This window comes from Synechococcus sp. PCC 7336 (assembly GCF_000332275.1).
GTDB lineage: Bacteria > Cyanobacteriota > Cyanobacteriia > Thermostichales > PCC-7336 > PCC-7336.
On the sequence record NZ_CM001776.1, the window covers coordinates 4801678 to 4816441 of the forward strand.

The 14764-nt window shown below is 54.1% G+C and carries 15 protein-coding genes and 2 pseudogenes; 10 read left to right on the top strand and 7 right to left on the bottom strand.

The genetic code is table 11. The features are described from left to right. Positions 1–23 precede the first annotated feature (23 nt). Together SYN7336_RS27385 and SYN7336_RS22735 are read left to right on the top strand one after the other, a co-directional pair. A complete protein-coding gene (locus SYN7336_RS27385) occupies positions 24–1115 on the top strand; it encodes an LdpA C-terminal domain-containing domain (RefSeq protein WP_017328251.1) in 1092 nt (363 codons plus the stop codon). After that, the gene (locus SYN7336_RS22735) at positions 1112–2887 is read left to right on the top strand and encodes a R3H domain-containing nucleic acid-binding protein (RefSeq protein ID WP_017328252.1); all 1776 of its coding nucleotides are present in this window, start codon (positions 1112–1114) and stop codon (positions 2885–2887) included. The genes SYN7336_RS27385 and SYN7336_RS22735 overlap by 4 nt, the downstream gene beginning before the upstream one ends. Before the next feature lie 89 nt (positions 2888–2976). Here the strand turns inward: SYN7336_RS22735 and SYN7336_RS22740 are convergent, their stop codons facing one another. After that, the gene (locus tag SYN7336_RS22740) at positions 2977–3432 is read right to left on the bottom strand and encodes a hypothetical protein (protein ID WP_017328253.1); all 456 of its coding nucleotides are present in this window, start codon (positions 3430–3432) and stop codon (positions 2977–2979) included. Continuing rightward, positions 3429–4211, bottom strand: a complete 783-nt coding sequence (locus tag SYN7336_RS22745; protein ID WP_017328254.1) for an IS5 family transposase — start codon at positions 4209–4211, stop codon at positions 3429–3431. Before SYN7336_RS22745 ends, SYN7336_RS22740 begins: the two co-directional genes overlap by 4 nt. A gap of 473 nt (positions 4212–4684) precedes the next feature. Between SYN7336_RS22745 and SYN7336_RS30245 the strand changes: the two are divergent. Beyond that, positions 4685–6096, top strand: a pseudogene (locus SYN7336_RS30245) (IS66 family transposase). 20 nt (positions 6097–6116) lie between these two features. Continuing rightward, positions 6117–6824: a LuxR C-terminal-related transcriptional regulator gene (locus SYN7336_RS22755; RefSeq protein ID WP_017328255.1), complete on the top strand. Its 708-nt coding sequence runs from the start codon at positions 6117–6119 to the stop codon at positions 6822–6824. 146 nt (positions 6825–6970) lie between these two features. On the opposite strand, the gene SYN7336_RS22760 is transcribed toward SYN7336_RS22755, so the two are convergent. Next, a complete protein-coding gene (locus tag SYN7336_RS22760; protein ID WP_026101248.1) occupies positions 6971–7354 on the bottom strand; it encodes a nuclear transport factor 2 family protein in 384 nt (127 codons plus the stop codon). 179 nt (positions 7355–7533) lie between these two features. On the opposite strand from SYN7336_RS22760, the gene SYN7336_RS22765 reads away from it, so the two are divergent. Continuing rightward, the gene (locus SYN7336_RS22765) at positions 7534–8364 is read left to right on the top strand and encodes an AraC family transcriptional regulator (protein ID WP_227498566.1); all 831 of its coding nucleotides are present in this window, start codon (positions 7534–7536) and stop codon (positions 8362–8364) included. Positions 8365–8505: 141 nt separating this feature from the next. Here SYN7336_RS22765 and SYN7336_RS22770 read toward each other — a convergent pair. Further along, positions 8506–8958: pseudogene (locus SYN7336_RS22770) on the bottom strand (S41 family peptidase); the annotation flags it as partial. Between the two features lie 515 nt (positions 8959–9473). On the opposite strand from SYN7336_RS22770, the gene SYN7336_RS28440 reads away from it, so the two are divergent. After that, positions 9474–10496 (top strand): IS66 family transposase, encoded by a 1023-nt coding sequence (locus tag SYN7336_RS28440; protein ID WP_255346733.1) that lies wholly within the window; start codon positions 9474–9476, stop codon positions 10494–10496. Continuing rightward, positions 10432–11118, top strand: coding sequence for a Uma2 family endonuclease (locus tag SYN7336_RS22780; RefSeq protein WP_017328260.1), 687 nt, complete (start codon positions 10432–10434; stop codon positions 11116–11118). Before SYN7336_RS28440 ends, SYN7336_RS22780 begins: the two co-directional genes overlap by 65 nt. A 336-nt stretch (positions 11119–11454) precedes the next feature. Here the strand turns inward: SYN7336_RS22780 and SYN7336_RS31370 are convergent, their stop codons facing one another. Beyond that, complete coding sequence (locus tag SYN7336_RS31370) at positions 11455–11592, bottom strand: hypothetical protein (RefSeq protein ID WP_156820289.1); 138 nt, start codon at positions 11590–11592, stop codon at positions 11455–11457. 104 nt (positions 11593–11696) lie between these two features. Here SYN7336_RS31370 and SYN7336_RS22790 point away from each other — a divergent pair, with 104 nt between their 5' ends. Next, the gene (locus SYN7336_RS22790) at positions 11697–12065 is read left to right on the top strand and encodes a hypothetical protein (protein ID WP_038026206.1); all 369 of its coding nucleotides are present in this window, start codon (positions 11697–11699) and stop codon (positions 12063–12065) included. Between the two features lie 59 nt (positions 12066–12124). On the opposite strand, the gene SYN7336_RS22795 is transcribed toward SYN7336_RS22790, so the two are convergent. Together SYN7336_RS22795 and SYN7336_RS22800 are read right to left on the bottom strand one after the other, a co-directional pair. Then, on the bottom strand, positions 12125–12715 hold the full coding sequence (locus SYN7336_RS22795) for a hypothetical protein (RefSeq protein ID WP_038026208.1): 591 nt from the start codon (positions 12713–12715) through the stop codon (positions 12125–12127). After that, entirely contained in the window at positions 12715–13419 is a 705-nt protein-coding gene (locus SYN7336_RS22800) for an AAA family ATPase (protein WP_017328264.1), read from the bottom strand. The genes SYN7336_RS22795 and SYN7336_RS22800 overlap by 1 nt, the downstream gene beginning before the upstream one ends. A 46-nt stretch (positions 13420–13465) precedes the next feature. Between SYN7336_RS22800 and lgt the strand changes: the two genes are divergently transcribed. Then, the gene (gene lgt / locus SYN7336_RS22805) at positions 13466–14320 is read left to right on the top strand and encodes a prolipoprotein diacylglyceryl transferase (RefSeq protein WP_017328265.1); all 855 of its coding nucleotides are present in this window, start codon (positions 13466–13468) and stop codon (positions 14318–14320) included. Positions 14321–14426: 106 nt separating this feature from the next. Continuing rightward, on the top strand, positions 14427–14603 hold the full coding sequence (locus tag SYN7336_RS27400; RefSeq protein ID WP_156820290.1) for a hypothetical protein: 177 nt from the start codon (positions 14427–14429) through the stop codon (positions 14601–14603). Positions 14604–14764: the final 161 nt, after the last annotated feature.

Below are 14764 nucleotides of genomic sequence, written 5' to 3' on the forward strand. Positions count from 1 at the left end.
CAAAGTCCTCTCCCTCACTAGCCGTGCTGGCGCGCAGTCCTTCCGAGTCACTACAACAGGGCAGGTGGTTCAAGCTGATTGGCGGTGCTAGCCTGCACCACTTGCCGTCCGTGCGCAATTTAGCGTTCGTCTTTACGGCTGCAGGAGCGGACTGCATTGATGTCGCCGCCGATCCAGCAGTGATGCGAGCGGCGAGAATGGGTGTGGCTGCTGCATTGGAGCAATACCCCGACATCACGACCCCTTGGCTCATGGCCAGTTTTAATGACGGAGAAGATCCGCATTTTCGCAAAGCCACTGCGATCGCCCACACCTGCCCCAGCGATTGCCCCCAACCCTGCATCTCCAGTTGCCCTCCCCTGGCGATCGCCGCCACCGAGACAGGGATTTCAATCCATGCCCAGCTCTGCTACGGCTGCGGTCGCTGCGAACCCCTCTGCCCCCACGATCTGATTCGCACTGAAAACTACCGCGTTGCAGCGGCTAGCACAATGCCGCAACTGGTGGCGATGGGGGTGCAGGCGATCGAAATTCACACTCGCATCGGTCGAGAGCGGGAATTTGCCAGTTTGTGGCAGCAACTCTCGCCCTGGATTGGCTCTTTAGAGCTGGTGTCGGTGAGCTTTAACGACGGCCGAGGACTGGCAGACTACTTGCAGGCCATCGTGGCCGAGATGCAACCCCTGCCTCGCCACCTGATCTGGCAGGTGGACGGTCGCCCCATGAGTGGCGATATTGGAGCGGGGACCACGCGAGCGACGTTGCGGTTGGCCGCTAAAGTCCTCGGGCTGGGCTTGCCGGGGTTCATTCAGTTGGCGGGCGGCACCAATCCAACCACCATGCCCAAAGCCCGCCAGTTAGGATTGAGGGTGGCAGGAGCAGCCTTTGGCAGTTATGCTCGCCAACTGGTGGCAGAAGCCACCGACCCCAGCGAGAACGATCGCCCTCCGCTCGCATCTCAGTCCCCCGCGCTCGCAGAGGCGATCGCCAAAGCCCGCCATTTCGTCTCCCAAGTCAAAGGCTGGCCGGAGCCCGAGGAGCTCCCCCCTGCTGCGATCGCCAATGACCCACAGACTGCCCTCATACCGTTCGGCCCCTCGGGGTTTTATTCATGACTCTCCAGAACCACCCTCCCGACACCTCCTCCCCTGCCCCACTCGCCGCTTGGCCCAACCAACAGGACGTAACTGACGATCTCGATGCCTTGCTCGATATTTTGCCGCAACCGTTGCGAGAAGCCCTGATCGATCGCCCGAACAAAGCAGAGTTGGTGGAGGTGGTCTTAGACTTAGGACGACTGCCAGAAGCCCGCTTCCCGGGGTCGGCAGAATATTTAACCCAAACCCCCATTCAGCGAGCAGAGCTCGATTACTGCATCCAGCGGGTGGGGGAATTTAGCGAAGACAACCGTGCGGGCATCGAGTCCACACTGCACCGCATTAGTGCCATTCGCAATCGCCAGGGCACCATCATTGGCCTCACCTGTCGGGTGGGGCGATCGGTGATGGGCACCATCGATCTGATTCAAGATTTGGTAGAGCAGGGGCGTTCTATCCTCCTACTCGGGCGTCCGGGGGTAGGCAAAACCACTGCGCTGCGGGAGATTGCCCGCGTATTGGCGGATGATTTTGAGAAGCGGGTGGTAATTATTGACACCTCCAATGAAATTGCGGGGGATGGAGATGTGCCCCATCCGGCGATCGGGCGGGCGCGGCGCATGCAGGTGGCCCGACCTTCGGAACAGCACAGGGTCATGATCGAGGCGGTGGAGAACCACATGCCCGAGGTGGTGATTATTGACGAAATCGGCACCGAATTAGAGGCATTGGCGGCTCGCACGATCGCCGAGCGAGGGGTTCAATTGGTGGGTACCGCCCACGGCAACCAGATTGCCAATCTGATTAAAAATCCCACCCTCTCCGATTTGATTGGGGGGATTCAGTCGGTCACGCTGGGGGATGACGAGGCACGGCGGCGGGGCAGCCAAAAAAGTGTGCTGGAACGCAAGGCTCCTCCCACCTTTGAAATTGCGGTGGAAATGCTGGAGCGCACCCGCTGGATAGTACATGCGGAGGTGGCTGAAACGGTGGATAATCTGCTGCGCAGGCGGGATGTCACCGCTGAGGTGCGCACTCTCGACGACAATGGCCAGATTGTGCGCGAATCCACAACGACTCCTGCCCCCAAGCGGGAGGTTCCGAGGGGCCGACGCGATCGCAACTTGCCAATGTACGACAGCCCAATGTATGGCAGCGGTCGAGGCGGTTGGCAGCGATCGGGGCGAATGGCTCCACTGCCATTGGAGGTAATACCCCATCCTGGTGCTCCCAGTCCTGACAGTTGGATGAACGTCGTGCCGGTGGCTGAGGAGGATGGCGGGTTGAGCGGTACGACCGTGTATCCCTATGGGGTGAGCCGGTTTCACCTCGAACAGGCGATTCAAACGCTGCATTTACCGGTGCGGATTACTAAGGATATCGACACTGCCGATCTGGTGCTGGCCTTGCGATCGCACGTGCGCAATCGTTCTAAAATTCAGCAGTTGGCTAAAGCTCGCAGCATTCCCATTCACACTTTAAAGGCCAATACCTTGCCTCAGATTACGCGAGCACTGCGTCGCATCTTGCAGATTGACGAGCCGCCCTCTTCCCCCGAGACGGATTTGGATGCGTTTATGTTTGGGGATTCGGAAGACGAGATGGAGGCGTTGGAGGAGGCGCGCTTGGCGGTCGAGCAGATTGTGATTCCGAAGGCGCAGCCGGTGGAGTTATTGCCGCGATCGGCCTCAATTCGGCGGATGCAACACGAGTTAGTGGAGCACTATCACCTCAGCTCGAAGAGTTTTGGCGAAGAGCCCAATCGGCGCATTCGTATCTATCCTGCCTAGTTAGCAAAACTCCGCTCTCGCGGACAGAATGGTCAGATGCAGCTCAAGGACCCAGGATTCGTGGGACTCGAACGTCAAACCCCCTCAGCTCAAGCACTGTCTTCCGTCTTTTGATTTCGATTCGCCATATATCGTGCCACAAAGAGCTGTCGTGCAAAGTCATATAGTTGAAAATCTAGTGCATTACATCGACGGATTTCAGAGATCTCAAAATCACTCAACTCAGCAATTTTAGGTCTTACTTTTGTTTTAGTCTTTACGTCTCGAACAGCAGTGTTTTGAAAGCCGTGTCGATCGCAGAACCACGACTGATACTCAGACAAAAATTCCAAAATTCCAAAGCTGTCAAAATTGTGGGTGAGGTTATGCTTAGCGATCTTCAGCAGATTGCGTTCCCCAATCGAACCTCCGTATAAACCCAAGATACGATTTACAGGAAATCCTGCGATATATTTCGTTTGTTGGTTTTGATGTTTAGCTAATTGATAAAATTCAACCAGGCTAAAGCGCTTGGCATCTCTTAGAACGTGTCTGAAAAGTCTCAAGCCAGCCTACGAAGCATGAGATTGACCATAGCAGCGTAAAGCATCGTCTCACTCGTAGTGGGCAAATATTCGTAGTCCTTGCTCAAGCGACGGTATCGACCAAACCAGGCAAAGGTGCGCTCAACCACCCATCGCCGAGGTAAAAGCTGGAACCCTTTTTGCTCAGCAGGCCGTTGTACGACTTCAATAGTCCAGCCAAACGCTTGCTCAACCCAAGCCACAAAAGATTTGCCACCAAAGGTTTTATCGGTCCAAATCAATTGCAAGCAACTCCACATACTGGCAAACCAAATCCCCAGCAAGGTGAGGCCGTCATGGTCGGAGCGTCGGGCACTGTGGACCTTGGCACCCAGCAGTAGACCCATCGTATCAACCAGGATAGTGCGCTTGCGACCTTTAACTTTTTTGCCTCCATCAAAGCCTGTTTCTTGAGCGGCACCAGCTGTTTTGACCGATTGGGAATCCAGGCAGGCTGCCGAGGGAGAAGGATTGCGCCCCACCGTTTCTCTCAGTTGCTGGCGCAGAGCATGGTTGAGAGCTTCCCAGGTGCCATCGGCTTCCCACTGACGGAAGTAATGGTAGACCGTTTGCCAAGCGGGGAAGTCGTGGGGCAGCAGACGCCAGGCACATCCGGCTCTCAACAGATAGAAGATGGCATTGACCACTTCGAAAACGTTGACGCTGCGGGGACGACCGCCTGGCTTAGCTGGCGGTAATAGCGGAGCTAGAAGCTCGCACTGGGCAGGGGTTAGATCGGTGTCGTAGGATTGGCATGTCATTGGTTGGGAGGCTCTAACTCAGCCTCTCAACTTTATCTGCTGACCTTTTCAGACACGCTCTAAGTGCAGAGATGATTGAACAGTATACGCAAGCCGCGATTGACTTGATTCTGAATGGCGTTCAAAACTCAAGCACCCACCACTAACTTTTAAACTACTGCCAACACCTGTAAGTGAAGCAGTATCACGGCCTTGAGGTTAGCGGTGCTAGATAGCCTCTCAACGAAGAGCAATAGTTTTGCCAAGCATCCGCTGCGGCAAATTATGGGGAGACGAGCTACTGGTTCTAACGTTTTCTGTGGTCGGAGTGTTTTTACTTATTCAGGCAAACATTTTAATGCCTCATAACTTGCATCCCTGTTATCTATAGTTTATCTTTCGTCAGAAGATACACGTATTTACAACAAAATAATGCACTATATCTACAGAAGCTTGCAGCAAAATACTGCAGCCAGCCGCTAGAGCTCGAAGCCCTGAAGCAACTGTGCCCCGAGCAGTTGGCCAAGCTAGTGCTGGAGCAGCAGCAAGTCATAGAGCAATTGCAAGCGCAGTTGGAGAAGTTGCGAGCCCAATTAAAGCTAGATAGCGAAACCTCATCCAAGCCCCCCTCAAGCAACCTGCTCAAGAAACCGGAAACGAGACCGGAAGCATCCACAGAGGCAGAGGGCAACAAACGAAAGCCCGGAGGCCAACCAGGCCATAGAGGAAAAACTCGTAAAGGGTTCGGTCGGGTGGATCGTTGTGAAATCCTGCGTCCGCAACAGTGCCAGGTGTGTGGCAGCCTCAGCTTTGCGGAGGAGCCCGTCAGGGTGCAAACCCAGCAAGTGGCGCAGTTGGTGGCCAATCCGATCGAAGTGGTGGAGTACCAGCGTCAGCGGTGCCAGTGTGCCCACTGCGGCCAGGAGCAAACCGCTGATTGGCCCAGCAGCATCGTGCCCGCTCAAGACCTGGGAGTGAGTTTACAAGCCATGCTGGTGTGGCTAGGCAACCTGGGGCACCTCCCCTATGAAAAGCAACAGGAATTTGTGCAAGAGCTGGGCGGTATCTCAATCGGTCTGGGAACATTACAGGCCACCAATAGTCGCATGGCAGATGCAGTGGAGCAGCCCGTAAACCAGTTATGGGATTGGGCCGTAGAGCAACCCCATGTGCATGTGGACGAAACTCCTTGGCCGGTCAAAGGAGTGAAAGAGTGGTTGTGGGTCGTGGCAGGCAATCTATTTTGCCTCTTCCATGCCGCCGACACCCGCTCGCGTGCGGAGTTAGAGCAGCGTCTGGGGGAATCCGTTTGACGGGGTGCTCAGCAGCGATGATTACAGCGTTTACAACGGCTATGGGGCAGCGGCACAACAGAAATGTTTAGCGCATCTGCGCCACCATTTCCAACGGCTGGTGCGACTGGTGCGAGGCCAACAGGTCGAACTCGCACAAGTGTTTGTGGATTTAATTGACGAAGCCTTTGAGGCGTATCGGCACTGGCAACAGATTGCCGAGCGCGAGCAATGGAACCATTGGGCCTCAGAGTTTCAAGAACGGTTGGCGCAAGCGATTGCCCAGTGGTGGCCTCATGCTGGGCATGACGCGGGTAATCTGCTGCGCTCTTTGGAGAAAAAAGCAGCTCAGTGGTGGTACTTTCTCGACCATCCTGAGATCCCCCCCCGACAACAACTTGGCCGAGCGCTCGCTCCGCTTAGCGGTGACCAAACGCAAGGTCAGTGGGGGGTCGCGTTCTATGCGCCGTTTTGAGCAGACTGCTGACTTACTCAGTGTCATTCAAACCTGTCGCCGACAGGGCCGCTCAGCTATGCAATTTTTCCGACAGGCCCTGACCGCTGCTCATCATACACGGCCGATTCCTTCTTTCATTCCTGAAATTCAGATCTGAATCCTTACCTTTTAGCTACCATGACAATTTCCTTGAAGCTTTTATTTGAAGAGATTCACCAGCTTAAGCACGAGGATGATTTGCGATCGCACCTTGCGGCCAAGGTTGGTGAGTACTTTGCGGCCAAGCGGTCGGGAATCTTTTTCTTTGACCAGCTTCTAGCCGAACGCAAGTTTCAAAGTGTTCTCAATATAGTCCTATCCCTTGAACATAATCCCCTAGCCCGCTACCTTGCAGAATGTCATACCCCCGTCCACGAAGGACTGGTGACAACACCCAAAGCTTGGAAGTCGATCTGTCCTCGTCCGGATCACTGGCATGTCATGGCAGGGCCGATTGTTAATGGCGGTCAGTTAATCGGTACGGTAGGTTGCACTCGTGAAAAATCGATGCCAGCCTTTGACACTCAGGATTTAGCCGATCTAGGCGCAGTTTGTTTGCATTTATCTACCTGGACTGCAACCGCGCGACTCGCGCGAAGCACAACGAGACCTCGGCAAGAACCATTGAGCACTAATCGGTTAACACCTCGTGAATTACAGATCGCACATTTGGTTGCTTTAGGACGAACCAATGCAGAAATCGGGAATGAACTTTGGATTACCGAAAATTCTGTCAAGCAGGCTTTGAAGCGAATGTTCCGTAAGCTAAGCGTTTCGTCTCGTACAGAAGTGGTCGTACAGCTCCACACCACACAACCCTCTATTGCAAGTAACGAGACGTCTTAATCGGGCTTGGTGTCAAACTCTCACCAGTAACCTTTCGCCTATGCCTTGGTCACTCTAATTAGCCGCATAACGTCGCCCATCACCCGCCGCAGATCAGCTTTGTAGCATACCGATTAACTCTCAACGGCTGCTATACATGGGCGTTATTAAGCACCGGGGCCAGACGATGAAAGTGGGCAGACTTCCATGCCTTTAATCAAGCCATGCTCAAAGGTGAAACGGTGGCCGACCTGCTCATCGGCAAGCACGGCTCCAGCCGGATCGCGCACGACCTGATGCACCTCGACCAAGACCTGCCCACCCTCCTCTAGGTGAAAGGCAACCGGCTCGGTGTGGGCATCGATCTCGTTCGACTGCTCCGTCCAGTAAGCGCGGACTTCTTCCGGCCCACGGACAAAACCACCCTTGAATGCTCTTGGCCAATGCACGTCGGGAGTCATGATGGCGAGGACGGCATCAAAGTCACGCGCGTTGAAGGCCGTGTACGCCGTGCGTAGCAGCTCGATTTCTGGTGTCGGTCGATCTAGCATAAACTTATCTCCTTTTGTGGACACCCCTACAGTAGGCGTAGCCTCAACCTGCCGTCTCATCCAATTCTGCTAAAGTTATCCCAATCCTGCTTAGGATGTGAAACCTTGACTGGGTAAGACCTATGGTGAATCGAGCAACCTCCACGCTGGATTTTACAAACCACGAGGAAGTAGCGCGAGTGCTTCCACAAGCACCTCTAGTCGCTAGCTATCACACCGGATGGAAGGGGTTAACCTTCAGCCACTACTGCCACCCTCCCCATGAAACGGTGGAGCATCACCTTCTACAACATTCACTGGCGATCGCAGACCCCAAAAGCTGCTTTCAGGTAGAGCGTCGTTTGAATGGCAAATTGAAACCCTATGCCCACGGCAACGGTCGCGTAGATATCATTCCAGCATTGCTCAGTCATCGGACAAACTGGGATCGGGACGTTGAATTTTCGGTGATTGCGATTTGTCCAACATTGCTGCATCATGCCACTCAAGAATTGATGCAGCGTGAAGTAGAACTGATGCCACAGTTTGCGATCGCCGATCCGGTCATCCAACAGTTAGCCCTCGCGCTCAAGCTGGAAATCCAAACGGGTTGTCTGTCTGGCAGGTTGTATGGCGAGTCATTGGGAACCGCACTGGCTGCTCGTTTAGTGCAGAACTATGCCGTCAGCAAGCCTGAGTTCAAAGCCAACGGTTTACCCCAGTCACAATTGGAGCGAGTTGTTGACTACATGAAGGCAAATTTGGCTCAAGATGTGTCGATTTTGGATTTGGCAACTCTGACTGGCATGAGTGAGTCCCACTTCAGCCGCTCCTTCAAGCAGTCAGTGGGAGTTTCACCCTATCGGTATTTGACGCAGCAGCGCGTGGAACGAGCCAAGCAATTACTGGAACAGCGATCGATGGCAATTAGCACCATTGCCCTAGATTGCGGCTTTGCCAATCAAACTCATCTAACAAAAGTCTTCCGTCAGATGACAGGCATGACACCCAAAGCTTATCAAAAGCAATGATCCAAAGTGGATTTTGGGGTTACAGATCTACGCACGGCAAGATGTAAGCCTAACGTTTCGCTTCACCCGCCGTCAGTGACTTTCTCGAACTCAGCCAACTATTTTATACAGTCGGTGTGCAAGCGGATTGTTATACGGCGGCTACGGCTGACTTGCAGCTTCTAAAGCAACTTCGATCGCCCGTTTCTTTTGCGGATCTGCCCCCTGAGCATATTCCAGAGAAAATGGAACCTCAATATCCGGTTCAACAACCACCCCTTCGAGGCGGATGCCATCCAATTGAACATCTGCATAGGCTAAGTACAGGATGCTGCCATCCCCCATTACCCGTAAATTGCCACCGACTACGGCACCCGCCGTTTTTGTCCCCACAACAGGGCCAATTCCATACTTACGAAATCCGTAGGCAAGGATTTCCTTGCCGCTGCGGCTGCCTTCATTGACCAGCATCACCACAGGCTTACTCCAGGCTGAGTTGGATGTGACAGGTGGGCGATCGCGAGTCGCTCTGGTAATTCTGAGATTGTAAGGGGCGTACAGGTTAAGGTCAGTAGCCGATGCCCCCCAGCCGTCCCTCAAATCGAGGATGAAGCTGTCAACATCTTTGAGCTAACCGTAGGACAGTTCTACTCTGAGCGCGTCATGAAGTTGCTCTCCCGCATAGGACCACGCGTGAACGTAGCCAATTTGCTTACTGTCTCGCTCGATGACCTCAATACTGGCCTTCATTACGATAAATCAGCTTTCGACAGGCGACCTTCAAGCAATTCTGTCCTTTTTCTATGCATAAATTAATTCAATTACGCTCGATCAAGTGTTGTTTGTTCACGCTGCTCTAGAGAATGACTCGAGAATGATTCCAATGCCTGGAATCACTAGCAGCGATCGCCTCTAGATTTTCAATGCGCTGTTTAAACTCCTCCAAGGTTCTCTCTGGCAATAGAGCCTCATGCCCGCGATCGCATAATTTTCTTAAAGTCACGATCGTGCTAACTGCTGAACAGAACACAATTGAGGCTGGCAAAAAAAGCACTTTCTGATAATGTGCGCTAGCGCCTCGCCAAGCCCGTAAGCTCTATCCAGTCGAGTCATGTCAGCAAGTGCAGGAAGTGTTTCCAGAGGTCTGTAGTGACTGTGGAGCAAGACTGAGAGGGCGTGATAGCCATCCTCACCGGCATCAGCAGATTGAGTTACCGCCAATCGTGCCGAGAGTGAGCGAGTATCAATTGCATCAATTAACCTGCGATCGTTGTGGTTGTGCCACCCGAGCAAGCTTGCCTGTGGGAGTGTCATCACTGGGATATGGGGAACGCCTAACAGCTGTCGTGGCGTTATTAAGTGGGTCATACCGTCAGAGTCATCGTCAGGTCCAAGGGCTGATGAGAGACCTGTTCAACTTGACGGTATCCCGTGGCGGCGTGAGCCGTCTACGGCAACAGATGAGCGCAGCCGTGAGTGAGACCGTGGCACAGGCCAAAACGTATGTGCACTCGCAAGCGGTCTTGCATAGTGATGAAACGGGCTTTGAACAAACCAATCGAGACGGTCTCAACCCAGAAGAACGCCAAGGCTGGCTGTGGGTCTTGTTCACCCCAATGGTGAGCTTTTTCGAGGTGGTTTTGAGCCGCTCTCAGGCCACGTCTAAAGCTCTCATCGGCGAAGCGTTTGCGGGCATCGTCAATTCCCACCGCTATAGTGCCTACAATTGGATTGCTTTGAATCAACGGCAACTGTGCTGGGCGCATCTCAAACGAGACCTCACCGCCATCGCTGAGCGCAGCGGTGTGTCTCAAGAGATTGGTGAAGCTCTACTGCGTCGCGAGCGACGGCTGTTTGGCTGGTGGCATCAATGCAGAGCAGGGACTTTGTCTCGCTCAAGCTTGATGGCCTGCGTCGAGCACTTACGGGCTGGCTTCAAAGCTGAGCTAGAAGCAGCGGCAGCCTTACCCATTGCCAATGGTGAAACAACGCCGCTGGCCAAAACGGTGCGCACTTGCTGCAAGTTGTTGACACTCGAGCCTGCCTTATGGACGTTTGTCTACACTGCGGGCATAGAACCGACCAATAATGCAGCGGAGCGGGCCTTGCGACCTCGGCGATCTCCTCGCTTGGCACTGGCGCGATCGCACTGATTGGTTCTGGGGCATTAACTTAGCCGTCTATTACAAACTCAATACACCTGCTATTGTCCCGGATGGCTTCTTGAGTCTGGGGGTGGAACAGTTCGATCGCTCGGATGGCAGACAGAGCTATGTGGTCTGGCATGAGGGGGCGCTCCCGATTCTGGTGGTGGAATACGTCTCTCGCAGCTACGGGCAAGAGTACGGCTCCAAGATGAAAGACTACGCCAGTATCGGAGTGTTGTACTACGCGATCTACAATCCCGTTTACTGTTCCCGCAAACGGCGTCAGCCCCTAGAGATTTACCGACTCGAAGGCGATCGCTATGTCTTGCTGGAGGGGGACCCTGTTTGGTTGCCCGAGATTGGCTTGGGCTTGGGCAGGGAGTTTGGCACTTACCGAAATTGCCAGAGAGAGTGGCTGTATTGGTACGACCGAGAGGGGAATCGACTGACGGCACCTGCAGAGGTGGCCGAGCAGGAACGACTGTTGCGCGAGCAGGAAAGCCAACGGGCCGAACGGGAACGATTGTTGCGCGAACAGGAGAGCCAGCGGGCCGAACGGGAACGACAGTTACGCGAACAACTGCTGGACAAACTCCGGCAAAAGGGAATCGATCCAGATACGCTCTAGGTCTCGAACATAAACCTCGTCCATGTTGAGACCTGGAGTTTTCAGACATTGCACTCAGCCCCCTAAATCCCCCACCAGTGGGGGACTGTTGATGGGTTTCTGGATGGGACCACTGCTGCTGAGGGCCTTCCACCAACCGCGCCTGAACGGCTGGGTATTTGAGCAGATGATAGTCACGACCCCGCAGCAGATAGCCCAATTCAGCCGATTGAACAATGCTGAGTAGACTGGGACTGCCATACAAGCCATCCAATCGCACTAAAGCCGTTGCCTCGGGTAACTGATGATGCAGCAAGTAAGCTTGGATGACTCGACAGGATTGCTTGAGTTCCTCCACTACATCACCACATTGCCAGGGCCTGCGAAAGCGTTGCCGCGTGGTCTGACTGTGCCGTCCACGTCAAACACTAGGTAGCGATCGCCTTGCCGGTCATACAAACCCACCTCGGAGGAGGGGGGAATGCTATGAGCCAACAAATCTTGTTCAAATAGGTCTCGAATGTCAAACTGACGTTGAAAAAGAGAGCATTTCTCCAGCGATAAAATGAAAGTAAGGGGGGTGTTGGAGGGTGTTCGATATGTTGTATGACGAAGGTGTAGCGACCGATCTCGCCCAAGCCCCATGCTTGGCTGAATTTTGGCGAAATGCAGAAGCTGAATCCTCTACCGTGCTGGCTTCCAAGCCAGAAAAACAAGAACGCAAATACTGGGAAGACAAGCTAAAAGACGTACAGGAGCAATGCGAAGACTTGGCTCCAATCAGTGAGGGAGAAATATCTAAAACTTCCGACCAGTTTTGGAGAAATATTGTGCATTTTGCTTACGAAAAGTTGCGCGAAGATCTAGACGATGCCGAGCGGAAATACTGGACGGCCTGTCTGGCAGAAGCACACACTCAAAGAATGCTGCTGCACAGACCGAGAAGTGCTTCAGAGCACCTCGGTTAGCCGGTTTGCGATCGCGTCACTCGAGGTCGATCGCGAGTGGATTCGTTGAAGGGCGATCGCTACAGCAGCCAGGTTTGTTTGGAAAAGTCCTCGCCATCCTGCGAGGGATTGAGGGGGGGACCGACTGGTCGGCGACCGTAGGGGCCTTGCTCGGCGGGGAGGACGGGTTTGGCCAGCTTAGCGGATTTGGCAGGCACAGCCGGTTGAGCAGTTCTGTCTGGAATGCCGGGGCGAGTCGGTATCGGCCTCCGACCCAAAGTTGGCTGCTGCTTGAGGGCCGCGTTTTCTGCTTCTAGTGTGGCGATTTTCTGCTGCGATTCATCGAGTTCGGCTTTCAATCCATTGGCCTTGTCGAGATAGCTGCGCAGTTCTTCGACATAGCCTTCTTTATCGTTGAGTTGGGCCTGCAAATTTTCCACTTCGGCTTGCGAGTCCGCCAGTGCCGCTTTCAGATCTTTTATCATGCCGAGCAGGTCGGCTTTGGTGGGCGATCGCCGCGGGGTTTGCGTTTGGGTAGCCGTTTGAGTATTGCTTGATTCAGACATTGTTTTAGCTTCAGCCTCGCTTGTGGATATAGAGTCTTGCGGTGTAGGCCCGTTGAGGTGCTCGGATTCTTCTTTGAGTAAGTCGGATAGTCGCCGTTTTGCCATTAATTCCTCCAATCCCGCTGAAGCTCTTCGGCCACGCGGCGGTAATCTGCTTGGGCTTCGCGAGCCTGTTTGCCCTTCCACTGCAAGATAGTCATGCCCTCTAACGCCGCCCGCTCGTGAGCTTTGTAAGCTCTGACAAAGGCATGAAAAGCGGGAATGCCCAAGTCGAGCAGCGTGTTCTGCGCTTCCATCGTCTCCCGCAAACTGCGGGGATCGACGCGGGTGAGCAACACTCGGTGGCTGACTCCAGCCGGTTTGACCGCCGCTCGCACGGTTTCAATCAGCACTGCTAAATCCATCGGGGCCGGTGGAGTGGGCAGGACCAAATAGTCTGCTGAGGCGATCGCCGCTGCCAGTGCTTTGGATGCCAGTGCGGGTGGGGTGTCTACCACTACTACTTCATAATCGCCGATTTGCGGCACGCGATCCAACTTTGCTGGGCTGGCGATCGGTTGTACGTCAAATCCCAGACCCGTTTCGCTTCTTTTAGCCCACCAGGTGGCCGAGCCCTGCGGATCGGCATCGAGCACGAGCACGCGCCGGTCTTTTGCGGCAAAGGCTGCTGCCAGATTGATGGCCGTGGTGGTTTTGGCAACGCCGCCTTTGCCATTTACGATCGCCACAACGCGCAGAGAGTTTGGCAACGTTAACTCCTCTCGGGGGTTTCCTATGGGGACGACTATACCGTTTTGCAGCGGTTCCATCTCCTACAATTGGCGACATGGCTTGCAATTCGTTACAGGAGCCCCTATGAGCGCTTTGGAGCTAGTCAGCTCAGTTTTTGCCTTTTCCTCTCCCGGTCCCGTGTTGGTGCAGCTAGGGCCGCTGGCGATTCGCTGGTATGGCCTGTTGATTGCATTAGCAGTGGTGCTGGGGTTGTGGCTGGCCGGTCAGTTGGCCAAAAGACGCGGCATCGACCCCGATTTGATGGGGGATTTAGTGGTGTGGCTAATCGTGGGAGCGATCCCGATGGCGCGAATTTATTATGTAATCTTTCGATGGGATTTTTACCGCCAAAATCTGGGGGAGGCGATCGCCATTTGGCACGGGGGAATTGCGATTCACGGTGCGATCTTGGGGGGTACGATCGCGACACTCATTTTTGCCAAGCTCAAGCAGCTCCAATTTTGGCAATTGGCAGATATTTTGGCCCCTTGTTTGATTATGGGGCAGGCGATCGGTCGCTGGGGAAATTTCTTTAATTCCGAGGCGTTTGGCGTTCCCACCGATCTACCCTGGAAGCTCTATATTCCGCCATTGAACCGTCCGCCAGGGTTGGAGTCTTACGAGTTTTTCCACCCGACGTTTTTATACGAGTCATTGTGGAATGTGGGGGTGCTCGTGTTGCTGCTCGGTCTGTTTTTTAAGTGGCCGAAGGCGAAGCCGGGAACGCTGATTTGCGTCTATGCGATCGCCTACAGTTTGGGGCGCGTCTGGATTGAGGGATTGCGGATCGACAGCCTCTATCTGGGGCCGTTGCGAATTGCCCAGGTGGTGAGTGTTGTCTTGATTGGCCTGGGGCTATTGGGTTTGGCGTGGCTGTATGGGGCAAAGCGCCAGTTGCCGGATGTGACTCCTCCCGATCGGGCGGCAGGACAAGCTTGAAACATGGACTACCTGCTGCAGCATAGAATCGTTAAATATAGCTCGATCTCTCGCCTCTGACCGTTATTTGACCTCTGAAACAACGCTCGAACAAGTCCTCGAATTTGTGAAAACTCGCGATCCCAAATTTAAGCGCCTCGACGCCAAGAAAGTAGCAAAAGCGATCGCCACTTACCGCAAAGACAACGATATCGAGAGCCTGACTTTCCTTACCAAACAAAAATGCGGTGTCGGTAAAGCCAAACTCAAGCCTCTTGCCCCTTATCTCGTTCTTGAAGATTAATCCACAACGTCAGTTCGACAAGCGTCTGGCCCCCATTCCCTAACCCCTTCCCCCCTCGCGAAGCGTTGTGTCAGCCGTAATTCTGGAGGAAGGGGAACAGAACCGTAGATTGAGGATTTCAGGCTGTTGCTCCCCTCTCCCCAGGGAGAGGGGTTGGGGGT